Below are 22,397 nucleotides of genomic sequence, written 5' to 3' on the forward strand. Positions count from 1 at the left end.
CCGCTGTCGCCGGGAGGCTATAGCCTTGCGCGGGTGTCCGGTAAGACCATTCCCCAACCCCAGTTCCCCGACGACGACGGCGCCGCCGACCCCGGCCTCGGCGCGGCCCTGACCGCCTACGCCGCCGGCCGCGCCGGCGAGCACGCCGTGCTGCGGGAGCTGCACGGCGCGCGGCTGCTGGTGCCGGTCGTCGCCGTCCTCACCGAGGAGGAGGCGGTCGAACCCGGCGAACTGCGCCGCGAGAAGTCCAGCGACATGGCCCTGCCGACGCTCGTCGGCGCGGACGGGCGGCGCGGCGTGCTCGGCTTCACCTCCACCGCCGCGCTCCAGGCGTGGCGGCCGGACGCGCGGCCCGTCGCCGTCACCGTCCGGCAGGCGTGCCTGGCGGCGCTGGACGAGGGCGCCGACGCGCTCGTCGTGGACGTCGCGGGCCCGGTCCCGTTCGCCGTGGACGGCCTGCGCCTGCACCTGCTCGCCGAGGGCCGCCTCATCCCGCCGCCGCACGAGGACCCCGACGTCCTCGCCGCGATCGACGCCGCGTTCGGCTCGGACCCGGCGGTCGCGGGCGTCCGCGTCGCCCGCGGCGACCGCGCCGAGCTGGCGGTGCGGTTCGCGGTCGTGGACGGGCACGACGAGCGCGTGACCGTCCAGCGCGTCTCCGACCGGCTCGCCGAACTGCTGCGCGGCCGGATCGTCGGCGGCGTCGAGCTGAGCGTCCTGCGCCGCTGACGGTCCCGCGCGCCCGCGCGCAGGGCTGCGCGCGGCGCCATGTGCAGGGCTACGCGCAGGGGTCGCATAAGGTTCGCGGCGTGAGCGACTCCGCGCCCCCCACGCCACCCCCGAACCCGTCCGCCGCGCCGCCCCTGCGGCCTGTGGGCCCGCCCGCCGCGCGGCCCTTGGACCCGGACGCTGGCCTGGCGGACGTGGGGCCTGTGGACCCGGACGCCGCGTCGCCGCAGGATGCGTCTGGTGCGCTGCCTCCGGGGGCGGACGACGGTCCCGGCGGGCCGCCGTCGGACGCGGAACCGGCGGCGGAGGCGACGGTGTGGTCGTGGCGGGCGGACTGGACCGCGCCGCTGTGGCGGCGTCCGGCGCTGACGGTCGGCGCGTGCGTGCTCGCCGCCGCCGTGCTCGGCGCGCGGACGTTCGCGCGGCCCGAGCTGGCCGCCGTGCTGTACCTGGGCGTCGTCGGCGCGCTGCTCGTGCTGGTGGACCTGAAGCTGCACCGGCTGCCGAACCCGCTGACGCTGCCGTCCTACCCGATCGCGCTGGCGCTGCTGGGCGTCGCGGCGGCGGTCGAGGGGGACGCGCGGCCGTTCGTCCACGCCCTGATCGGGCTCGCGACGCTGTGGGCGCTGTACGCGGTGCAGTGGTTCCTGCTGCCCGGCCAGATCGGGTTCGGGGACGTCAAGCTCGCCGGGGTCCTCGGCCTGTACCTCGGCTGGTACGGGTCGGACGCGTGGGTGACGGGCGTCTTCCTCACGTACCTGTCCGGCGGCCTCGTCGCGATCGGGCTCCTGCTGGCGCGCCGCAGGGGCCGCCGGGACGCCATCCCGTACGGCCCGTTCATGGTCGCCGGGACGTTCGCCGCGATCCTGGCGTTCGCCGGCTGACGGATCTTGGGCCGTCCATGACCCGTCCGGCGCGGCGCGGGTCCCCGGGGAACGGCGTTCCCGGTCCTAGGGTGACAATCGGTCACCACTCGCTCACCCTGGGACGTCATGCTGCTCCTGCTCGCCGCGCACAGCCTGGCCGCGCTCGCGGCCCCGGCGCTCGTCCGCTGGTGGGGCCGCGACGCCTTCCTGCCGCTCGCGCTCGTCCCCGCCGCGATGGCGGCCTGGGCGATCCCGGCGTGGATCTCCGGGGCGGCGCCGCGCGAGGAGCGGCACGCGTGGATCCCGGGACTGCACCTGTCGCTGGACTTCCGGGCCGACGCGCTGTCCTGGATGATGGTCATGATCATCGGCGGCGTCGGGGCGCTGATCGTCGCCTACTGCGCCCGGTACTTCCAGACCGGCGAGCCGGGCCTCGGGTTCTTCGCGCTGCACATGCTGGCGTTCGCCGCGTCGATGATCGGGCTCGTCCTCGCCGACAACCTCATCCTGCTGTACGTGTTCTGGGAGCTGACGACCGTCTTCTCCTACCTGCTCATCGGGTTCGACGCGCGCAAGCGGGCGGCGCGCGGGGCCGCGACGCAGGCGCTCGTCATCACGACGTTCGGCGGCCTGGCGATGCTGGCCGGGCTCGTCCTGCTCGGCAACGCGGCCGGCACGTACCGGATCTCCGACATCATGGCGCGCCCGCCCGGCGGGGGAGTGATGGTGGCCGCGCTGAGCCTCGTCCTCGCCGGGGCGCTGTCGAAGTCGGCGATCATCCCGTTCGGCCTGTGGCTGCCCGGCGCGATGGCCGCGCCGACGCCGGTCAGCGCGTTCCTGCACGCCGCCGCGATGGTCAAGGCGGGCGTCTACCTCGGCGTCCGGCTCGGCCCGGCGTTCGTGCACACGATCACCTGGGGGCCGATCGTCGTCTCGCTCGGCGCCGCGACGATGGTGTTCGCGGGCTGGCGCGCGATGCGCGAGACCGATGTGAAGCTGCTGCTCGCCTACGGGACGGTCAGCCAGCTCGGCTTCATGATCACGCTCGCGGCGGCCGGGACGCGGACGGCGGCGCTCGCGAGCATGACCGTCCTGCTCGCCCACGCGCTGTTCAAGGCCGCGCTGTTCCTCATCGTCGGGATCATCGACCACGCCACCGGGACCCGCGACCTGCGCGAGCTGAGCGGGCTGCGGCACAGCACGCCGGTGCTCGCGGGCGCGGCGACGGTCGCGGTCGCGTCGATGGCCGGGATCCCCGCGACGCTCGGCTTCGTCGGGAAGGAGGCCGGGTACGAGGCGTTCGCGCGCGAGGACCACGTGCTGCTCGTCGTGCTCGTCGCCGGGTCGGCGTTCACCGCCGCGTACGGGCTGCGGTTCCTGTGGGGCGCGTTCGCCCGCAAGGACGGCGTGCCCGACACGCCCGTCCACCGGCCCACCCCCGGCCTGCTCGCGCCGCCCGTGCTGCTGGCGGTGGCGGGCGTCGTGCTCGGGCTCGCCGCGAACGTCCTGGACGCGCCGCTGGAACGCGAGGTCGCCGGTTATCCCGGCCCGCACACCTACCACCTCGCGCCCTGGCACGGGTTCGGGCTGCCGCTGTGGCTGACGGCCGGGTCGCTGGCGCTCGGCGGCCTGCTGTTCCTCGCCCGCGAACCGCTCGCCCGGACGCACCGGCGCCTCGTCGTGTTCGAGCCCGCCGCCGTCTACCGCGCGATCATGGACCGGACCAACGACACCGCGATGCAGATCACCGGATCGGTGCAGCGCGGCTCCCTGCCCGGCTACCTGCTCGTCATCGCGCTGACCGCCGCGGTCGCCATGATCTCCGCCGCAGCCGCCGCCCGGCCCTGGACGCAGCACGGCGGCTGGCGGCTCTGGAACGGTCCGTTCCAGGGGACCGTCTCGCTGATGATCATGCTGGCCGCCGTCGGCGTCGTCCGCGCCCGCAACCGGGGCGCGACCGTCGTGCTCGTCGGGGCCACCGGCTACGGCGCGGCGACGCAGTTCTTCCTGCACGCCGCGCCCGACCTCGCCCTCACCCAGTTCCTCGTGGAGACGGCCAGCCTCATCGTGTTCGTGCTCGTCCTGCGCTCGATGCCGATGGGCTTCCCGGCCACCCGCCCGGCGTCCCGACGCGCCGTCCACGTCGTCGTGGCCGTGCTCGTCGGCGCCTCGGTCACCGCGGCCGTGCTCATCGCCGGCCACGCGCGGACGGCCGCGCCGATCTCGGGCGCCTATCCGGCCGCGGCGGCCGAGGCCGGGTCGAAGAACGTCGTGTCCGCCGTGATCGTCGACATCCGCGCCTGGGACACGCTCGGCGAGACGTGCGTCATCGCGCTGGCCGCGCTCGGCATCACGAGCATCGTGTTCGCCCGGCGCCGCGCCGGATACCGGCCGCGGCCCCCCGAGGGCCGGGGCGCCGACGTCTGGGCCGTCGAGGGGTTCGAGTCGGTCGATCAGCCGGAGCCCGGCACGCCCCGGCGCGGCCAGCGCGACTGGCTGCAGGGGGGCGGCACGCTCGCGGCCGAGCGCCGGTCGCTGATCTTCGAGGTCGTCGCGCGGTTCATCTTCCACACCGTGCTGCTCATGTCGCTGTACCTGCTGTTCGCCGCGCACTCCTCGCCGGGCGGCGGGTTCGCGGGCGGCATCGTCGCGGGGCTCGCGGTCGTCGTCCGGTATCTGGCGGGCGGCCCGTACGAGCTGGCCGCCGCCGCGCCGATGAGCGTCGGGACCGTCCTCGGCACCGGCCTGATCTGCACCACCGGGACGGCGTTCGCCGGGTTCGCGTGGGGCGGCGCCGTGCTGAAAAGCGCGCTGGTCGACGTCACGCTGCCGGTGTTCGGCCACCTGGAGATCTCGACGTCGCTGCTGTTCGACGCCGGCGTGTACCTGATCGTCGTCGGGCTCGTCCTGGACGTCCTCATCACGCTCGGCGCCGAGGCCGACCGCGAGGCCGAGGCCCCCGGGGCGGTGGTGTCGTGAGCGCGGACCAGACCCCGCCGATCCTGCTGACGCTGTGCGGGGGCGTGCTGGTGTCCTGCGGCGTCCTGCTGATGCTGGAGCGCAGCCTGACGCGGCTCGTCGTCGGGACCGTCCTCATCGGGAACGGGGCGAACCTGCTGATCCTGTCCACCGGCGGGAAGCCCCGGCACGCGCCGATCCTGGACGGGAGCCACGGCGGCGGCCCGTTCAGCGACCCGCTGCCCCAGGCGATGATCCTCACGGCGATCGTGATCACGCTCGCGTCGTCGGCGTTCGTGTTCTCGATCTCCTACCGCAGCGGCCGGATCACCGGCGACGACGAGGTCCGCGACGACATCGAGGACCGCCGCGTCACCCACGTCGACCAGCGGCTGCGCACCGAGGTCCGCGAGCAGCGCCGCGAGTTCCGCGCCTGGTCGCGGCGGCAGCGGCGGACGATCCGGCAGGCGCGCCGCGACCTGCGCGCCCGGATCCGCGAGGACCGCCGCCGCCGCGCCACCGACGACCCGACCCGCGTCGAGGACTACCCCGAGCATCCCGAGGCCCGCGACGGCGGCCCCGACGAGCCGCCGGAACGGGGGCTCGGGGCGTGAACGCGCTGCTGCCGCTGCCGGTGCTGCTCCCGATGCTCGCCGCCGGCGTCAAGATCGTCGTCGGGCCGCGGCATCCCGTCGTGCAGCGCGTGATCAGCGTCCTCGTGCTCAGCACGGTCGTCGTGGTCGGCGCGGTGCTGCTCGTCACCGCCGACCGGCACGGGCCGCAGACGACCCAGATCGGCGGCTGGCCCGCCCCGGTCGGGATCACGCTGATCGTGGACCGGCTGTCGGGCGCGATGCTCACGATCTCCGCCGCCGTCACCCTGTGCGTGATGATCTACGCCATCGCGCAGGACATGGCCGACCGCGAGCCCGTCACGCCGCTGTCGGTGTTCCACCCGACGTTCCTGCTGCTCGTCTCCGGCGTCGCCGACAGCTTCCTCGCGGGCGACCTGTTCAACCTGTTCGTCGGCTTCGAGATCATGCTGACGGCCAGCTACGTCCTCATCACGCTCGGCGGCACGCCCGCCCGCATCCGCGCCGGGATGACCTACATCATGGTCGCGCTGATGTCGTCGATGCTGTTCCTCGTCGCCATCGCCGTCCTGTACGCCGCGACCGGGACGGTGAACCTCGCGCAGCTCGCCGTCCGCGTCCGGGACCTGCCGGACGGCGTGGCGCGCATCGCCGAGGTCATGCTGCTCGTCGCGTTCGGCGTCAAGGCCGCCGTGTTCCCCCTGTCGATGTGGCTGCCCGACTCGTATCCGACGGCGCCCGCGCCCGTCACGGCCGTGTTCGCCGGGCTCCTCACCAAGATCGGCATCTACGGGATGCTGCGCACCGAGACGCTGCTGTTCCCCGGCCACGCGCTGCGCGTGCCGCTGCTGATCTTCGCGTTCGCGAGCATGCTCGTCGGGGTGTTCGGCGCGATGGTCCAGGTGGACCTGAACCGGCTGCTGTCGTTCACGCTGGTCAGCCACATCGGCTACATGATCTTCGGGCTGGCGATGAGCACCCGCTCGGCGCTCGGCGCGACGCTGTTCTACGTCCTGCACCACATCACGATCCAGACGTCGCTGTTCCTCGTCGCCGGGCTCATCGAGCGGCGCGGCGGCAGCACGTCGCTGCGGCGGCTCGGCGGGCTCGCCCGGTCGTCGCCGCTCATCGGCGCGCTGTTCTTCGTCCCGGCGATGAACCTCGGCGGGATCCCGCCGCTGTCGGGGTTCCTCGGCAAGCTCGGGCTCGTGGACGCGGGCCTCTCGCTCGGCGGGCCGCTGGTCTGCGCGGTCGTCGCGACGGCCCTGCTCACCAGCCTGCTCACGCTCTACTCGCTGGTGAAGGCGTGGAACCAGGTGTTCTGGCGGGCGCCCAGGGACGCGTTCCGCACCGACGAGCCCGCCGTGGACGTCCCCGAGGAGGACGCCGCCGACTGGCCCGTCGGCACCGCCAGGCTCGCCCCCGGCATGGTCGGCGCGACGGTCGCGCTGATCGCCCTCAGCCTCGCCTACACCGTCGCGGGCGGGCCGCTCGTGCGGCTCACCGACCGGGCCGCCGACGAGATGTCGCAGCCCGCCCGGTACATCGACACCGTCCGTCCCGCATCGAACGGAGACACCCGGTGGATCGTTCCCGGCTGACCGTCCGCGTCGGCGGGCGCGTGGCCCGGCTGCCGATCGTCGCGTGGCTCGCGCTGGTCTGGGTCCTCGTCTGGGACCGGATCACGCTCGCCAACGCGATCTACGGCTTCGTGCTCGGCCTCGCGCTGCTGCTCGCGTTCCCGTTCCCGGCGGTGGACCCGGGCGTGCGGCTGCGCCCGGCCGGGCTCGTCCGGTTCGGCGCGCGGTTCGCGCTCGACCTCGCGCGCAGCGTGCTGCCGCTGGCGTGGCAGGCCGTCGGGTCCAACCGTCCCGGCCGCGCCAACTCGGTGATCGCCGTGACGCTGCGGACGCGGTCGGACGCCGTCTTCGTCCTGACGGCGGTCGCGCTGTCGGCCGTGCCCGGCACGCTCGTCCTGGACCTGCGGCGCGCCACCGGGACGCTGTTCCTGCACGCGCTCGGGGTCTCCGACGACGCCACCGCCGATCTCGCCCGGCGGCAGGTCCTGGACCTGGAGGCCCGGGTCGTCCGCGCCATCGGGACCCGCGCCGACCTGCGCGCCCTCACCGGGGAGGAGAACCCGTGAACATCGTCTACGGCGTCGTCGCCGGCACGCACGTCCTCGCCGCGCTGCTCGTCGGCGTGCGGCTGGTGCGCGGGCCGTCGATGCTCGACCGCGCCGTCGCGCTCGACGTCCTGGTCGCGGTGATCATGGCGGGGCTCGGGCTGCGCGCCATCATCGCCGACGAGCCGTGGGAGCTGGTGCCGATGCTCGTCGTCTCGCTCGTCGGGTTCACCGGCTCGGCCGCGTTCGCCCGGTTCATGCTCTACCGCGACGACCAGGTGGCGGACCCGTGAGCGCCGTCGCCGACGTCGCCCTGGCCGGCTGCCTGCTCGTCGGCGCGTTCGCCGCGCTCAGCGCCGGGCTCGGCCTGCTCACGCTGCCCGACCTGCTCACGCGGATGCACGCCGCGACCAAGCCGCAGGCCGTCGGGGTCGTCCTCATCCTCATCGCGGTCGGCATCCGGCACCCCACGGTCGACGTGATCACCACGCTCGTGCTCATCGCCCTGCTGCAGCTCACGACCGTCCCGGTCGCCGCGCACCTGGTCGGACGGTCCGCCTACCGCACCGGGCAGGTCCGCAGCGATCTGCTCTACACCGACGAGCTGCGCGACGCCCTCGACCGCGGCGCGCCGCCCGAGGATCTGGACTGACCGATTTCTCACCGGTTGGACACGTGCCCGGGGACGTCCCGCGACTCAATAGGATCGGCACCATGCTGCGCTGGTTGACCGCGGGGGAGTCGCATGGCCCGGCCCTCACCGCCATCGTGGAGGGCCTTCCGGCCGGCGTGCGCGTGACCTCCGGCGACATCGCCGAGGAACTGCGCCGCCGGCGGCTCGGGCATGGGCGGGGCGCCCGCATGAAGTTCGAGCAGGACCGGGTGACGATCCTCGGCGGCGTCCGGCACGGCGTCACGCTGGGCGGCCCGGTGGCGATCGAGGTCGGCAACACCGAGTGGCCGAAATGGGAGACGGTCATGTCGGCCGACCCCGTGGACGCCGACGTCCTCGCCGCGCAGGCGCGCAACGCCCCGCTGACCCAGCCCCGGCCCGGTCACGCCGACCTCGTCGGGATGCAGAAGTACGGGTTCGACGACGCCCGTCCCGTCCTCGAACGCGCCAGCGCCCGCGAGACGGCCGCCCGCGTCGCGCTCGGCACGGTCGCCAAGGCGTTCCTGGAGCAGGCGCTCGGCGTGTCGGTGCTCAGCCACGTCGTCGCGCTCGGCGAGGTCGAGGCGCCCGACGGCGAGCTGCCCGGCCCCGGCGACCTCGCGGCCGTGGACGAGAGCCCGGTCCGCTGCTTCGACGCCGCCGCGTCCGCCGCGATGGTCGCGCACGTGGACGACCTGAAGCGCGCGGGCGACACCATCGGCGGCGTCGTCGAGGTCCTCGCCTACGGGCTCCCGCCGGGCCTCGGCAGCCACGTCCACTGGGACCGGCGCCTCGACGCGCGGCTCGCGGGCATCCTCATGGGCATCCAGGCGATCAAGGGCGTCGAGGTCGGCGACGGGTTCACCACCGCGCGCCGTCCCGGGTCCCGCGCCCACGACGAGATCGACGCCACCCCCGACGGGGTGCGCCGCCGCACCAACCGGGCGGGCGGCATCGAGGGCGGCATGACGACCGGCGAGGTCCTGCGGGTGCGCGCGGCGATGAAGCCGATCTCGACCGTCCCGCGCCGCCTGGACACGATCGACACCGCCACCGGCGAGCCCGCCAAGGCGATCAACCAGCGCAGCGACGTCACGGCCGTCCCGGCGGCCGGGGTGGTCGCCGAGGCGATGGTCGCGCTCGTCCTCGCCGACGCGGCGCTGGAGAAGTTCGGCGGCGACTCGGCCGAGGAGACCGCGCGCAACCTGCGGGGCTACCTGTCCTCGCTGGCGATCAAGTGAAGGGCGCGGCAGTGACGACCAGGCCCCGCGCAGTGATCATCGGGCCGCCCGGCTCGGGCAAGTCGACCGTGGGCGCGGCGCTCGCCGACGCGCTCGGCGTCGGCTTCCGCGACACCGACGCCGACACCGAGGCCGCCGCGGGCAAGCCGATCGGCGAGATCTTCGTGGACGACGGCGAGGAGGCGTTCCGCGCCCTGGAGCGGCAGGCCGTCGCCGCCGCGCTGACCGGGCACGACGGCGTCCTCGCGCTCGGCGGCGGGGCCGTCCTCGCGGCCGAGACGCAGGAGCTGCTGGCCGGGCACACGGTCGTGTACCTGAAGGTCGGGCTCGGCGAGGCCGTGAAGCGGATCGGCCTGGACGGCGCCCGCCCGCTGCTGGTGCTGAACCCGCGCAGCCAGCTCCGCAAGCTGCTGGACGAGCGCCTGCCGATCTACGAGCGGCTCGGAACGCTGCACGTCGCCACCGACGGGCGGGAGCCCGCCGAGATCGCGGCGGAGATCGCCGCCGCGCTGGAGGAGCGGTCATGACGGTCGTGCGCGTGGGCGGGGCCGAGCCGTACGACGTCGTCATCGGCACGGACGTCCTCGGCGACCTGCCCCGGCTCGTCGGTCGGCGCGCGCGGATCGTCGCGGTCGTCCACGGCGAAGGCCTCGCGGCGCTGGCCGAGCCCGTCCGGGAGGCGCTGGAGAAGGCCGGGTACACCGCCCTGCCGATGCCCGTGCCCGACGGCGAGGCCGCCAAGGAGGCAGGGGTCCTCGCCGGGCTCTGGTCGCGGTTCGCCGCCGCCGGGATGACCCGCACCGACGTCGTCGTCGGCGTCGGCGGCGGCGCCACCACCGACCTCGCCGGGTTCGCCGCCGCGTCGTTCCTGCGCGGCGTGCGCGCGGTGCTCGTGCCGACGACGCTGCTCGGCATGGTCGACGCGGCCGTCGGCGGCAAGACCGGCATCAACATCCCCGAGGGCAAGAACCTCGTCGGCGCGTTCCATCCGCCGGCCGGCGTCCTGTGCGACCTCGCGACGCTCGCGACGATGCCGCACGAGGACTACATCAGCGGGCTCGCCGAGGTGATCAAGGCCGGGTTCATCGCGGACCCGGTGATCCTCGACCTGGTCGCCGCCGACCCGGCGGGCGCGGCCCGGCCGGACGGCCCGCACACCCGCGAGCTGGTCGAGCGCGCCGTCCGGGTGAAGGCGGACGTGGTCGCGTCCGACCTCAAGGAGAGCGGGCTGCGCGAGATCCTCAACTACGGGCACACGCTCGCGCACGCCATCGAGCGCGCCGAGGACTACCGGTTCCGGCACGGGCACGCGGTCGCGGTCGGCATGGTCTACGCGGCGGAGCTGGCGGTGCTCGCGGGGCGGCTGGACCCGTCCGTCCGCGACCGGCACCGCGACGTGCTCGCGTCGGTGGGGCTGCCGACGTCCTACGCCGCCGCCGCGTGGCCCGAGCTGCGCGACGCGATGACGATCGACAAGAAGTCGCGGGGCGCGACCCTGCGGTTCGTGGTCCTGGACGCGCTCGCCGAGCCCGGCCGCCTGGAGGGCCCGGACGAGGACCTGCTGCGCACCGCCTACGAGAGGGTGGCCCGGTGACCGACGCCCGCCGCGTGCTCGTCCTGAACGGGCCGAACCTGCGCCGCCTCGGCGTCCGCGAGCCGGACGTCTACGGCGCCGCGACGTTCGCCGACCTGGAAGAACTCTGCCGGGACACCGCCCGGCGGCTCGACCTGCACGCCGAGGTGCGCCAGACCGACGACGAGGCCGAACTCGTCCGGTGGATCCACGAGGCGGCCGACGAGCGGATCCCGGTCGTCCTCAACCCGGCGGCGTTCACCCACTACTCCTACGCGCTGCACGACGCGATCGCGCAGCGCACGGCCCCGCTGGTCGAGGTCCACATCACGAACCCGGCGACGCGCGAGGAGTTCCGGCACACCTCGGTCGTGGCGTCGGTCGCGACCGGGACGATCGCGGGCTTCGGCTTCACGTCCTACGTGCTCGCGCTCCAGGCCATCGCGGCGGAACTCGCCGCCTAGTCCTCCGCTGCGGCGGCCACGAGGGTCTTCAGCTCGCCGACGACGTCGTCCAGCGGCTCGACCGTGCGGTGCGCGCGGCACAGGATCGTGGCGCCCTCGACGGACGCGACGACGAGCCGGGCGAGCCGCGCCGCCCGCCCGTCCGGGACGCCCGCGTTGCCGAGGCCGGTCGCGAGCGTGTCCTCCCAGCGGCCGAACGCGCGGGCGGCGGCCTCGGCGAGCTGCGGGGCCTCGTCGTGCGACTCGACGGTCACCGCCGCGACCGGGCAGCCCGCGCGGAACTCGCTCTTGATGAGCACCTGGCGCCACCAGCCGGTGAACGCGTCCACGGCCGCCGCCGCGTCGCCGCCCTCCACGGCCGCCTGGATGCCCGCGTTCAGGAAGTCCCCGGCATAGCGGACGGCCTCCTCGGCGAGCTGGACCTTGCCGCCGGGGAAGTGGTGGTAGATCGAGCCGCGCGGGGCGCCGCTGTGGACGATGACGTCGCGGAAGGCCGTCCCCGAGTAGCCGCGCTCGCGGAAGAGGTAGGCGGCGCTGCGCACCATGCGTTCCCGGCTGTCGGTCCCCATGGCACTGATTATGACATTCGTCATAAGCAACGCGACTTGACTATGACGGACGTCATAGGAAGCCTGGTCTATGACGGCCGTCATACAGAGAGGACTTCGGGATGGCGGAGACGGCGGGCCTCGCGCAGCTCAGGAGCGCGCTGGAGGCCAGCGCCGAGAGCGGGACCGGGATCGGCCCCCTGCTCGGTATGACGGTCGAATCGCTCGAACCGGGCCGGACGGTCTTCGGTCTCAACACGGGCCCGCAGCACGGCAACCCGATCGGCTCGGTCCACGGCGGCGTCCTGTCGACGCTGCTGGACTCGGCGATGAGCTGCGCCGTCCACACCGCGCTGCCCGAGGGCGCCGGGTACACGACGCTCGAACTCAAGGTGAACTTCGTCCGGCCGGCCCGGACCGACGGCGGCCCGCTCCGCTGCGAGGGCACGACGATCCACCTCGGCCGCCGCGTCGCGACCTGCGAGGGGCGCGTCACCGACGCGAACGGGAAGCTCGTCGCGCACGGGACGGCCACCTGCATGATCTTCGGTCCGAATACCGTTCAGTAGGGTTCGGGGCAGGAACCGACGAAGGAGACCGGAGATGATCGACCTCCAGCGCGACGGCGCCGTGTTCGTGCTGCGCTTCGACCACGGCGAGAACCGCTTCCACCCCGACTTCCTCGACGCCGCGCAGGCCGCGCTGGACGAGGTCGAGAAGGCGGACGGGCCGCGCGCCCTCGTCACCGTCGGGACCGGCAAGTTCTACTCCAACGGCCTGGACCTGGAGTGGCTCGGCGCCAACCGGGACAAGTTCGAGGAGTACCTCGGCACCGTCCACGCCCTCTACGCGCGGCTGCTGGAACTGCCCGCGCCGACCGTCGCGGCCGTCAACGGGCACGCGTTCGCGGGCGGCGGGATGCTCGTCCTCGCCCACGACGCCGCCGTCATGCGCGACGACCGGGGCTACTTCTGCCTGCCCGAGGTCGACCTCGGCATGAGCTTCACCCCCGGGATGAACGCGCTGATCCAGGCGCGGCTGGCCCCGGCGACCGCGCACGAGGCGATGATCACCGGCCGCCGGTACACCGCCGGGCAGGCGCTGGACGCGGGGATCGTCGGGCGCACCGCCGCCGAGGCCGACGTCCTGCCCGCCGCCGTCGAACTCGCCGCGTCGCTGGCCGGCAAGGACGGCTCGGTCGTCGCCACGATCCGCAAGGACCTCTACCGGGGCGCCCTCGCGGCCCTGCACGGCCCGGCGCTGCCCCCGGCCGCCGAGTAGGCGTACGTTTCCACAGAACCGAGTTCGGTCGACGAAGGGATGCCGGATGCGCATCGGGATGGCACTCAACTACGCGGGCGGCTTCAAGGAGACCGTCGACGAGCTGGCCGAGTACGAGAAGGCCGGGCTCGACATCGTCTACGTCGCCGAGGCGTACAGCTTCGACGCGGTGAGCCAGCTCGGCTACATCGCCGCGAAGACCGAGCGGCTGGAGATCGCGTCCGGCATCCTCCAGATCTACTCCCGGACGCCCACCCTGCTCGCCATGACGGCGGCGGGCCTGGACTACGTCTCGGGCGGACGGTTCACGCTCGGCATCGGCGCGTCCGGCCCGCAGGTCATTGAGGGCTTCCACGGCGTCCCGTACACCGCGCCGCTCGCCCGCACCCGCGAGATCATCGACATCTGCCGCAAGGTGTGGCGGCGTGAGCGCCTCCAGCACGAGGGCACCTACTACAACATCCCGCTGCCCGCCGGGCAGGGCACCGGCCTCGGCAAGCCGCTGAAGCTCATCAACCACCCCGTCCGCGCCGACATCCCGGTGCTCGTCGCCGCGATCGGCCCGAAGAACGTCGAGCTGACCGCCGAGATCGCCAACGGCTGGGAGCCGATCTTCTACCTGCCGGAGAAGGCGGGCGAGGTGTGGGGCGAGGCGCTGGCGGCCGGCAAGGCGCGGCGCGACCCGGCGCTCGGCGAACTGGACGTCGTCGGCCAGGCGGCCCTGGCGATCGGCGACGACGTCACCGACTACCTGGAGTTCGGCCGTCCGATGGCCGCGCTCTACATCGGCGGCATGGGCGCCAAGGGCAAGAACTTCTACAACAACCTCTGCCGCCGCTACGGCTGGGAGAAGGAGGCCGAGGAGATCCAGGACCTCTACCTCGCCGGCAAGAAGGACGAGGCGGCGGCCAAGGTCCCCTACGAGCTGCTGGAGAAGATGTCGCTCATCGGGCCGGAGGGGCACGTCCGCGAGCGCCTCGCCGCGATGAAGGAGTCCGGCGTGACGACGCTCAACGTCACCCCCGTCGCCGGGGACCACAAGGGCCGCCTCGCGCTCATCGAGAAGGTCAAGGAGATGGCCGCCGACCTTTGACCCGGCCTGTTCCGTAGTTCACATACGTCCGAATCCTTCTGTGGGACGATCCGGTCGCCCGGTGATCGGTGACGACGGAAGGGCCCGATGGGTTTCGGCTGGGACGCGCTCGGCGCGGTCGCCGGAGTGGTGGCGGCCGTGCCCGTCGTCGGGGTGGGGCTGCGCGGCGTCCTGCGGCGCCCGGCCCGCCTGCCGCCGCCCGACCCCGGACCCGAGCGTCCCGGCGGGACGTCGGTCGCGCCGCCCACCGGAGCGCTGCCGCGCCGCCTGCTCGGGCGCGCCGCCGAGCGGCGGGCCCTGCGCCGCCGGGGCGGCGCGGTGATCGTCCTCGCCGGGCTGGGCGGCCAGGGCAAGACCACGCTGGCCGCCGACCTCGCCGAACGGTGGCGGCGCGGGCGGCGGCGCGACGTCTGGTGGGTGTCGGCCGCCGACGAGACGACGCTGCGGGCGGGCCTGGTCACGGTGGCGCGGCGGCTCGGCGCGTCCCCGGCGACCGAACGCGCGCTCGCGGGCGGCGCCCCGGACGCCCCGGACCTGCTCTGGGCGCTGCTCGACCGCGCGCCCCGGCGCTGGCTGCTCGTCTTCGACAACGCCGACGTCCCGTCCCTGCTCGCGGCCCGGCCGGGCGCCGCGCCGGGCGACGGCACCGGGCTGCCGCGCGCGTCGCGGCGCGGCCTGACCGTCGTGACGACCCGCGACGACAGCGCGGAGACCTGGGGCCGGCACGCCCGCGTCCTGCGGATCGGGCCCCTGGACGAGGACGACGCCGTCCGGCTGCTGCGCGACCTCGCGCCGCGCGCCGGGTCCGACGACGAGGCGCGCGCCCTGGCCCGCCGTCTCGGCCGCCTTCCGCTGGCGCTCCAGCTCGCGGGCCGCTACCTCGGGTCGCCCGCCCCGCGCTGGAGCACGTTCGCCGCCTACCGCCGCGCGCTGGACGACGGCGCGGGCCTCACGCGGCTCTCCGGCGGCGACGATCCGCGATCGGCCGCGATGTGGACGTGGGAGATCACCCTCGACCATCTGGCGTCGTCCGGACATCCCGAGGTCAGGCCGCTGCTGCGGATCCTCTCCTGCTGCGCCGCCGCCACCCCGGTGCCGCGCTCGGCGCTGTTCGCGGTCCGGCTGGACGTCCCGCCGGACGAGGCGGACCGTCGCGTCGAGGCAGGCGTGGAGCTGCTGCGGCGGTACGGCCTGGTCGAGGTCGGGGACGCGGCCGTCCTCGTCCATCCGCTGGTGGCCGACGCCAGCCGCGCCCATCTGCCCGGCGAGGACTGGGCCGGGACCTGGCGGGCGGCGGTCGGCCTCGTCGTGCGGACGCTGGACGGGCTCGACCCGCTGAGCCCGGCGGACTGGCCGCGCTACGTCGCGACGGAACCCCATCTGCACGCCCTCGTCGCGACGATGCCGGACGGCCTCGACGCCCCCGGCGACCTCCTGGAGATTGCGCGGGCGACGGGCGAGGCGCTTCGGCTGAGCGGCGCGGTCGCGCCGGGGGAACGGCTCTGCGCGGCGGTCCTCGGGCGGGCGGGCGACCTCGACGAGGTCCGGTTCCGGCTGGAGCACGAGCGCGTCAGGGCGGTCGGCCTCCAGGGCCGCTGGTCGGAGGCACGGGACGCGGCCCGTGCCCTGCTCGACGACGGGGCGGGACTCCTCGGGCGCGACCATCCGGACGTCCTGGCGCTCCGGCACGACCTCGCGTGGGTGACGGCGATGCTCGGCGACTTCGCGGCGGCCGAACGGATCTTCCGCGCCGTCCTCGCGGGCCGGGAGCGTCGGCTGCCGCCCGATCACCCGGACACGTTGCGGACCTGGAACGAGGTGGCCTGGGTGGCGGGCTGCCAGGGCCGCTGGGCCGAGGCGGAGCAGGGATACCGGGAGGTCCTGCGCGAGCGGCGCCGCGTTCTCGGCGACCGCGATCCCGAGGTCCTCATCACCGAGCACGAACTGGCCTGGACGATCGCGAACCAGGAACGGTTCGCCGAGGCGGAAGAGGCCCACCGGGTCATCCTGGAACGCCGGCGGGAAATGCTCGGCCCCGATCATCCGCGGACGCTCGGCAGCCGCCACGAACTCGCCTGGCTCGCGCTGCGGCAGGGCCGTCCGCGCGAGGCCGAGGCCCAGTACCGCGACCTGCTCGCGGACCTGCGCCGGGTGCTCGGCGACCACCATCCCGACACGCTCGTCGCCGCCTACGAACGGGCGCTCGCGCTGGCCGCCCGGGGACGGCGGGAGGCCCTGGCCGCGCTCGCCGACGTCGCCGCCGCCCGCGAGCGGGCCTGCGGCGCCGACCACCCGGACACCCGCGCGACCGCGAAGGCGATCCGCGATCTACAGGACGGCCGCGACCCCGACCCGCCGCGCCACCTGAGCTGACCGCGAGCGAACCCCCGAGCCGATGAGGAGAACCATGACCGTCGCCCCCCAGCAGCTCACCGACGCGATCACCGAACTCGGCCTGGACGGCCGGGCGGTCATGGTGCACGCCTCGCTCCGCTCGTTCGGCACGCGGGTCGAGGCGGACGCGCTCCTCGACGCGTTCCTGGCGCGCGGCTGCACCGTCCTCGTCCCGGCGTTCACCGAGCCGCAGTTCGGCGTCGCGCCGCCGCCCGGGATGCGCCCGGCGCGCAACGCCGTCGACTACGACGCGCCGTCCGGGCCCGACACCGACGCGATCTACGACGTCGCCTGCGGCGTCGTCAACGACGGAATGGGCGCGCTGCCCGCCCGCCTCGTCCGGCGCGCGGGCGCCCGACGCGGCGACCACCCCCTCAACTCGTTCGCCGCGCTCGGCCCGCGCGCCGACGACCTCGCCCGCGTTCAGACGCCCGCCGACGTCTACGCGCCGATCCGCGCCCTCGCGGACGAGGACGGCGCCGTCCTGCTGATCGGCGTCGGCCTCGACCGCATGACCGCGCTGCACCACGCCGAGGAGCGCGCGGGACGGCGGCTGCTCGTCCGCTGGGCGCGGCGCCCGGACGGCGCGGTCGGGACCGTCGAGACCGGCAGCTGCTCCGACGGGTTCCCCCGCCTCGAACCGCGGCTCGGCCCGCTCGCCCGCACGACGACGGTCGGCGCGTCCCGCTGGCGCGCGTTCCCGGTGCGCGCCGCGCTCGACGCCGCCGAGGCCGCCATGACCGACGACCCCGAGATCACCCGCTGCGCCGCCGAGGGCTGCGCGCGCTGCGCCGACGCGATCGCGGGCGGGCCGGTCGCGATGAACTAGAGTCGCGGACGTGGGGGAGGAACACGAACGGCGGCTCGGCGCGCTCGCCCGGCTCGTCGCCGACAACGGGGCCGACGCGCTGCTCGTCACGCGGCTCATCAACGTCCGTTACCTGACCGGGCTCGACAGCTCCAACGCCGCCGTGCTCGTCCGCGCCGACGGCCCGGCGGTCCTGGCGACCGACGCGCGGTACGCGGGCATGGCCGCCGAGCTGTGCCCCGGGCTCGACCTCGTCGTGGAGCGCCGCGCCGCCGCCGCGCTGCTCGGCATCGCGGCCGACGGCGGCGCAGGACGGGTCGGCTTCGAGGCGCACGCGCTGACCGTCGAGCGGCACGCCGAACTGGCCGCGCTGGACGGGGGCGTCGCATTCGCCCCGCTCGGCCGCCTCGTGGAGGAGCTGCGGTACGTCAAGGACGAGACGGAGATCGCCCTCATCGCCGAGGCGTGCGCGATCACCGACCGGGCCTTCGACGCCGTCCTGCCCGCGCTGCGGCCCGGCACGACCGAACGGGAGATCGCGATCGCGCTGGAACGGGCGATGATCGACCAGGGCGCGGACGAGATCGCGTTCCCGTCGATCGTCGCGTCCGGGCCGAACGGCGCCGTCCCGCACCACCACCCCGGCGCCCGGCCGATCGCGGCAGGCGACCTCGTGACGATGGACTTCGGCGCCCGGTACCGGGGCTACAACGCCGACATGACGCGGACCGTCGCGATCGGGGAGCCCGCCGCCTGGCAGCGCGAGATCTACGACCTCGTCCTGCGCGCGCAGCTCGCGGCCGTCGCGGCGGCCGTTCCGGGCACGGACGTGCAGGCCGTCGACGGCGCCGCGCGCGAGGTCATCGCCGCCGCCGGGCACGGCGACGCGTTCGCCCACGGCGTCGGCCACGGCATCGGCCTGGAGGTCCACGAGGCTCCGCTCATGGGCTACGACGGGACCGGTAAGCTCAAGGACCGAGTTCCGGTCACCGCCGAGCCCGGCGTGTACCTGGCCGGCCGGGGCGGCGTCCGCATCGAGGACACGCTCGTGGCCCGCGAGGACGGCCCGGAACGCCTCACCAGGACCACCAAGGAACTGCTCGTGCTCTGACGCCCGGGCGGTCCCTCGACGCAGGAGAAGGACGCGCGTGGCGACCACCAACGACCTGAAGAACGGCATGACGCTGAACATGGAGGGTCAGCTCTGGACCGTCCTCGAATTCCAGCACGTCAAGCCCGGCAAGGGCGGCGCGTTCGTCCGCACCAAGCTCAAGAACGTGCTGTCGGGGAAGGTCGTCGACAAGACCTTCAACGCCGGCACCAAGGTCGAGGTCGCGAACGTCGACAAGCGGGACATGCAGTACCTCTACCGCGAGGGCGAGGACTTCGTGTTCATGGACACCGAGACCTACGACCAGCCGCACATCCCGGCCGCCGTCGTCGGGACGGCCGCGAACTTCCTGCTCCCCGAGCAGACCGCGGTGATCGCGTTCAACGAGGAGAACCCGCTCTACGTCGAGCTGCCCGCGGCCGTCGTCCTGGAGATCACCGAGACCGAGCCCGGGCTGCAGGGCGACCGCTCCACCGGCGGCAGCAAGCCCGCGACGCTGGAGACCGGCGCGCAGATCCAGGTCCCGCTGTTCATCACGACCGGCGAGAAGGTCAAGGTCGACACCCGCTCCGGCGAATACCTCGGCCGCGGCTGATGGCCGACCTTCTTCCCCCGGGGCGGGCGCGGTGAGCGCCCGCTCGAAGGCCCGCAGGCTCGCCCTCGACATCCTCTTCGCCGCCGAGCTGCGCGAGGAGCGCCCGACGGACGTCCTGGCGCAGCGGGGCCGTCCGAACCAGGACGAACTGGCCGAGTTCCAGCACGCCGTCCGGATCATCGAGGGCGTCCAGGAGAACCGCGAGCGCATCGACGAGCTGATCGCGACGTACGCGACCGGCTGGACGCTGGAGCGGATGCCCGCCGTCGACCGCAACATCCTGCGGATGGGCGCGTTCGAGCTGCTGTGGCTGGACGAGATCCCCGACGGCGTCGCCGTCAGCGAGGCCGTCGCGCTCGCCACGGACCTGTCCACCGACGAGTCGCCCCGGTTCGTCAACGGCCTCCTGGCCCGGCTCCAGCGGCTCAAGCCCACGCTCAGCCTCTGACGCGGACATTGTCGGAGGCTGCGCGTAGGGTGGACGCGTGGCGGAGGAGACGAGAGCGGCGGCCGTGACGGCCCGGCAGGGGCGGCGCGCCGCCGGCGGCGGACGCGGCCGGGTGCGCAGCGCGGTCCTGTGGGACGCGGTGCTGGCGCGGGTCACGGCCGAAGGGCCGCGCGACGTCGTGGACGTGGGCGGCGGCACCGGCGGGTTCGCCGTGCCGCTCGCCGAGCGCGGCCACCGGGTGACGGTCGTGGACGCCAACCCCGACGCGCTGGCCGCGCTGGAGCGGCGCGCCGCCGAGGCGGGCGTGGTCGTCCGCGCGGTGCAGGGCGACGCCGTGGACCTGCCCGGTCTGCTCGGCCCGGCGACGGCCGACCTCGTCCTGTGCCACAACGTGCTGGAGTTCGTCGACGACCCGGCCGCGGCGATGGCGGCGCTGACCGCCGCGCTGCGGCCGGGCGGGACGCTGAGCGTGCTCGCCGCCGGGCGGCTCGGCGCCGTCCTCGCGCGGGCCCTCGGCGGGCACTTCGCCGACGCGCGCGCCGCCCTCGCCGACCCGTCCGGACGGTACGGCGCGCAGGACCGGATGCCCCGCCGCTTCACCCGCGAGTCGCTGGCGGAGCTGGCGGCGGGCGCGGGGCTGCGGGACGTCGCGCTGCAGGGCGTCCGGATCTTCGCCGACCTGGTGCCGAGCGGGCTCACCGACGGCGACGCCGAGTCCGCCGAGGCGCTGCTGGCCCTGGAGGCCGCCGCCGCCGTGCACCCCGTCCTGCGGGACCTGGCCGCCCAGCTCCACCTGCTCGCCGACCGGCCGTGAGCCGCAAGCAGCAGCTGCACCGGCCGGGACCGCCGCCCGGGCCGCCCGCCGACGACACCGGCTGCGGCGTGCTGCACGTGGACATGGACGCGTTCTTCGTCAGCGTCGAGCTGCTGGAGCGGCCCGAGCTGCGCGGCCGTCCCGTCATCGTCGGCGGGACGGGCGGGCGCGGCGTCGTGTCGGCGGCGTCCTACGAGGCGCGCAGGTTCGGCGTCCACTCGGCGATGCCGATGTCGCGCGCCCGGCGGCTCGCGCCGCAGGCCGTCGTCCTGCCGGTCCGCCACGAGCGGTACGCGGCGGTGTCGGCGGCGGTGTTCGAGCTTTTCCACACCGTGACGCCGCTGGTCGAGGGGCTGTCGCTGGACGAGGCGTTCTTGGACGTCTCCGGCGCGCTGCGGCGGCTCGGCCGCCCCGCCGAGATCGCCGCGAAGATCCGTGCGGACGTCGCCGAGCAGCAGGGCATCACCTGCTCGGTCGGCGTGGCGACCACCAAGTTCGTCGCGAAGCTGGCCTCGACGCGCTGCAAGCCCGACGGGATGCTCGTCGTCCCGGCCGACGGCGTCCTGGACTTCCTGCACCCGCTGCCCGTCGCGGCGCTGTGGGGTGTGGGGGAGCGCACCGAGAACGCCCTCTTCCGGCTCGGCCTGCGGACGGTGGGTCAGCTCGCCCGGACGCCGCTGGAGCGGCTGCAGCGCGAGCTGGGCACCGCCGTCGGACGCCATCTGCACGAGCTGTCGTGGGGACGCGACCCGCGTCCGGTCGACCCGGACGGCGTGGACAAGAGCGTCGGCGCCGAGGAGACGTTCCCGACGGACGTGGACGATCCCGTCGTGATCCGCCGCGAGCTGCTGCGGCTGGCCGAGAAGGTCGGCGAGCGGCTGCGCCGGGGCGGCCACGCGGGCCGGACGGTCACCGTCAAGCTGCGGCGCGGCGACTTCTCGACGATCACGCGGTCCCGCACTTTGCCGGATCCGACCGATCTGACGCGTGTGATCTACATCACAGCATGCGAGCTGTACGAGGCGTCCGGACTTGAACGGGTACGTCTCCGGCTGATCGGCGTCCGGGTCGAGAACCTGGTCACCGCCGGAGCGGCCCCCCGCCAGCTCGCGCTCGACGACGCCGAGGACGGCTGGCACGCGGCCGAACGGGCGGTCGACCAGGTGGCGCACCGGTTCGGCCGGGGTACGCTGCGCCCGGCGGCCCTGGTCCGACGGGACGGACCCGGCGTCGCCGCCGCGACGGGAAGAAGAGATGATGAAGGGAACGACGCCAGAGGAAGGTGAGATGACCGGCACAGGGACCGCGGTCGGCCGTTCGCTTTCGTGTCCTCGCCCCGCCTCGTATTCTGGGCATATCACCGTTGAGGTCCACGTCCTGCACCGGGTCACCCGCCGCGGGGCCGTCGATGGGAGGCGCCGTGCCGCTCTCTGATCACGAGCAGCGCATGCTCGACCAGATCGAGCAGGCGTTGTACGCCGAGGATCCCAAGTTCGCGCAGGCCGTGCGCAACAAGGATCCGCGGGTGCACTACAAGCGGCGGATCGTCAAGGCCGCGCTCGGCTTCGTCGCCGGCGTCTGCGCCCTGATGGCCGGCCTGATCGTCAACGCCGGAGCCGTCACCATCGTCGTCAGCGTGGCCGGGTTCCTGCTCATGGTGGCGTGCTGCGTGTGGGCGTTGACGAGCTGGAAGAAGATGACCGGGGGAGCGCCCGCGCCCGCCGGTCCGCAGGGCCGCCGCAAGCGGTCCCGCGCGGGTTTCATGGAGCGGATGGAAGAGCGCTGGCGCCGCCGCAGCGACGAGCCCTGACCCGACCCGCTCCCGCTCTCTGACAAGGGCCGCCGTCCGCAGGCCCCGGCCACTCCGCCGGGGCCACCCGCCCGGGACCCGCGCCCCCACTGCCTCCGCACGCCCTCCCAGACGCCCACCCGTGCGCGCCTCCACAACCTCGGCGCCGCCCGCACGCCCGGTCCAACCGCCGCGCGGCCTCCCGCACCAGACGTCCTCGTCACGGTCCGCCTGGACCCGCGCCCACGCACGCCCGGCATCACCTTCGCGTGCTGCCCCGCGTGCTGCCCCGCGTGCTGCCCCGCGTGCTGCCCC

General features: G+C 74.6%; 24 protein-coding genes. 23 read left to right on the forward strand and 1 reads right to left on the reverse strand.

What is annotated here, in order from left to right; translation table 11 throughout:
- Positions 1-33 precede the first annotated feature (33 nt).
- From GQ466_RS08240 to aroQ, 12 genes are all read left to right on the forward strand, one after another.
- Positions 34-729: an SseB family protein gene (locus tag GQ466_RS08240; RefSeq protein ID WP_161102098.1), complete on the forward strand. Its 696-nt coding sequence runs from the start codon at positions 34-36 to the stop codon at positions 727-729.
- An 80-nt stretch (positions 730-809) separates the two neighbouring features.
- The gene (locus GQ466_RS08245) at positions 810-1,613 is read left to right on the forward strand and encodes an A24 family peptidase (protein ID WP_337193367.1); all 804 of its coding nucleotides are present in this window, start codon (positions 810-812) and stop codon (positions 1,611-1,613) included.
- 108 nt (positions 1,614-1,721) lie between these two features.
- A complete protein-coding gene (locus tag GQ466_RS08250; protein ID WP_161102099.1) occupies positions 1,722-4,574 on the forward strand; it encodes a Na+/H+ antiporter subunit A in 2,853 nt (950 codons plus the stop codon).
- Positions 4,571-5,167 (forward strand): Na(+)/H(+) antiporter subunit C, encoded by a 597-nt coding sequence (locus GQ466_RS08255; RefSeq protein WP_161102100.1) that lies wholly within the window; start codon positions 4,571-4,573, stop codon positions 5,165-5,167. The genes GQ466_RS08250 and GQ466_RS08255 overlap by 4 nt, the downstream gene beginning before the upstream one ends.
- The gene (locus GQ466_RS08260; protein ID WP_161102101.1) at positions 5,164-6,747 is read left to right on the forward strand and encodes a Na+/H+ antiporter subunit D; all 1,584 of its coding nucleotides are present in this window, start codon (positions 5,164-5,166) and stop codon (positions 6,745-6,747) included. The genes GQ466_RS08255 and GQ466_RS08260 overlap by 4 nt, the downstream gene beginning before the upstream one ends.
- Positions 6,729-7,292, forward strand: coding sequence for a Na+/H+ antiporter subunit E (locus GQ466_RS08265; RefSeq protein WP_161102102.1), 564 nt, complete (start codon positions 6,729-6,731; stop codon positions 7,290-7,292). The genes GQ466_RS08260 and GQ466_RS08265 overlap by 19 nt, the downstream gene beginning before the upstream one ends.
- On the forward strand, positions 7,289-7,564 hold the full coding sequence (locus tag GQ466_RS08270; protein WP_337193368.1) for an MrpF/PhaF family protein: 276 nt from the start codon (positions 7,289-7,291) through the stop codon (positions 7,562-7,564). Before GQ466_RS08265 ends, GQ466_RS08270 begins: the two co-directional genes overlap by 4 nt.
- Positions 7,561-7,923 carry a monovalent cation/H(+) antiporter subunit G gene (mnhG, locus tag GQ466_RS08275; protein WP_161102103.1) on the forward strand — a complete coding sequence of 121 codons (363 nt, stop codon included), beginning with the start codon at positions 7,561-7,563 and terminating at the stop codon, positions 7,921-7,923. Before GQ466_RS08270 ends, mnhG begins: the two co-directional genes overlap by 4 nt.
- 62 nt (positions 7,924-7,985) lie before the next feature.
- Positions 7,986-9,164, forward strand: a complete 1,179-nt coding sequence (gene aroC / locus GQ466_RS08280; protein ID WP_161102104.1) for a chorismate synthase — start codon at positions 7,986-7,988, stop codon at positions 9,162-9,164.
- Between the two features lie 11 nt (positions 9,165-9,175).
- Positions 9,176-9,691 carry a shikimate kinase gene (locus GQ466_RS08285; protein ID WP_161102105.1) on the forward strand — a complete coding sequence of 172 codons (516 nt, stop codon included), beginning with the start codon at positions 9,176-9,178 and terminating at the stop codon, positions 9,689-9,691.
- Positions 9,688-10,758, forward strand: coding sequence for a 3-dehydroquinate synthase (gene aroB / locus GQ466_RS08290; RefSeq protein WP_161102106.1), 1,071 nt, complete (start codon positions 9,688-9,690; stop codon positions 10,756-10,758). Before GQ466_RS08285 ends, aroB begins: the two co-directional genes overlap by 4 nt.
- A complete protein-coding gene (aroQ, locus tag GQ466_RS08295) occupies positions 10,755-11,201 on the forward strand; it encodes a type II 3-dehydroquinate dehydratase (RefSeq protein WP_161102107.1) in 447 nt (148 codons plus the stop codon). The genes aroB and aroQ overlap by 4 nt, the downstream gene beginning before the upstream one ends.
- Here the strand turns inward: aroQ and GQ466_RS08300 are convergent.
- Positions 11,198-11,770: a TetR/AcrR family transcriptional regulator gene (locus GQ466_RS08300; RefSeq protein ID WP_161102108.1), complete on the reverse strand. Its 573-nt coding sequence runs from the start codon at positions 11,768-11,770 to the stop codon at positions 11,198-11,200. The genes aroQ and GQ466_RS08300 overlap by 4 nt on opposite strands.
- 101 nt (positions 11,771-11,871) lie before the next feature.
- On the opposite strand from GQ466_RS08300, the gene GQ466_RS08305 reads away from it, so the two are divergent.
- The 11 genes from GQ466_RS08305 (at position 11,872) to GQ466_RS08355 (ending at position 22,103) form a co-directional block, all read left to right on the forward strand.
- Positions 11,872-12,318 carry a PaaI family thioesterase gene (locus GQ466_RS08305; protein WP_161102109.1) on the forward strand — a complete coding sequence of 149 codons (447 nt, stop codon included), beginning with the start codon at positions 11,872-11,874 and terminating at the stop codon, positions 12,316-12,318.
- A 34-nt stretch (positions 12,319-12,352) separates the two neighbouring features.
- Positions 12,353-13,030, forward strand: a complete 678-nt coding sequence (locus GQ466_RS08310) for an enoyl-CoA hydratase-related protein (RefSeq protein ID WP_161102110.1) — start codon at positions 12,353-12,355, stop codon at positions 13,028-13,030.
- Between the two features lie 46 nt (positions 13,031-13,076).
- Positions 13,077-14,123, forward strand: coding sequence for an LLM class F420-dependent oxidoreductase (locus GQ466_RS08315; protein ID WP_161102111.1), 1,047 nt, complete (start codon positions 13,077-13,079; stop codon positions 14,121-14,123).
- A gap of 87 nt (positions 14,124-14,210) precedes the next feature.
- Positions 14,211-16,496, forward strand: a complete 2,286-nt coding sequence (locus GQ466_RS08320; RefSeq protein ID WP_161102112.1) for a tetratricopeptide repeat protein — start codon at positions 14,211-14,213, stop codon at positions 16,494-16,496.
- A 34-nt stretch (positions 16,497-16,530) separates the two neighbouring features.
- The gene (locus tag GQ466_RS08325) at positions 16,531-17,346 is read left to right on the forward strand and encodes an AAC(3) family N-acetyltransferase (RefSeq protein WP_202420010.1); all 816 of its coding nucleotides are present in this window, start codon (positions 16,531-16,533) and stop codon (positions 17,344-17,346) included.
- Positions 17,347-17,356: 10 nt separating this feature from the next.
- Complete coding sequence (locus GQ466_RS08330) at positions 17,357-18,436, forward strand: M24 family metallopeptidase (RefSeq protein WP_161102114.1); 1,080 nt, start codon at positions 17,357-17,359, stop codon at positions 18,434-18,436.
- A gap of 37 nt (positions 18,437-18,473) precedes the next feature.
- Positions 18,474-19,031 (forward strand): elongation factor P, encoded by a 558-nt coding sequence (efp, locus tag GQ466_RS08335; RefSeq protein WP_161102115.1) that lies wholly within the window; start codon positions 18,474-18,476, stop codon positions 19,029-19,031.
- Positions 19,032-19,062: 31 nt separating this feature from the next.
- Positions 19,063-19,479, forward strand: a complete 417-nt coding sequence (gene nusB, locus GQ466_RS08340) for a transcription antitermination factor NusB (protein ID WP_161102116.1) — start codon at positions 19,063-19,065, stop codon at positions 19,477-19,479.
- A 37-nt stretch (positions 19,480-19,516) separates the two neighbouring features.
- Complete coding sequence (locus GQ466_RS08345; protein ID WP_161102117.1) at positions 19,517-20,293, forward strand: methyltransferase domain-containing protein; 777 nt, start codon at positions 19,517-19,519, stop codon at positions 20,291-20,293.
- Positions 20,290-21,579 (forward strand): DNA polymerase IV, encoded by a 1,290-nt coding sequence (locus GQ466_RS08350; protein WP_161102118.1) that lies wholly within the window; start codon positions 20,290-20,292, stop codon positions 21,577-21,579. The genes GQ466_RS08345 and GQ466_RS08350 overlap by 4 nt, the downstream gene beginning before the upstream one ends.
- Before the next feature lie 134 nt (positions 21,580-21,713).
- A complete protein-coding gene (locus GQ466_RS08355; protein WP_161102119.1) occupies positions 21,714-22,103 on the forward strand; it encodes a DUF3040 domain-containing protein in 390 nt (129 codons plus the stop codon).
- The last annotated feature ends 294 nt before the right edge of the window (positions 22,104-22,397 follow it).

It is taken from the genome of Actinomadura rayongensis (assembly GCF_009831215.1).
Lineage (GTDB): Bacteria > Actinomycetota > Actinomycetes > Streptosporangiales > Streptosporangiaceae > Spirillospora > Spirillospora rayongensis.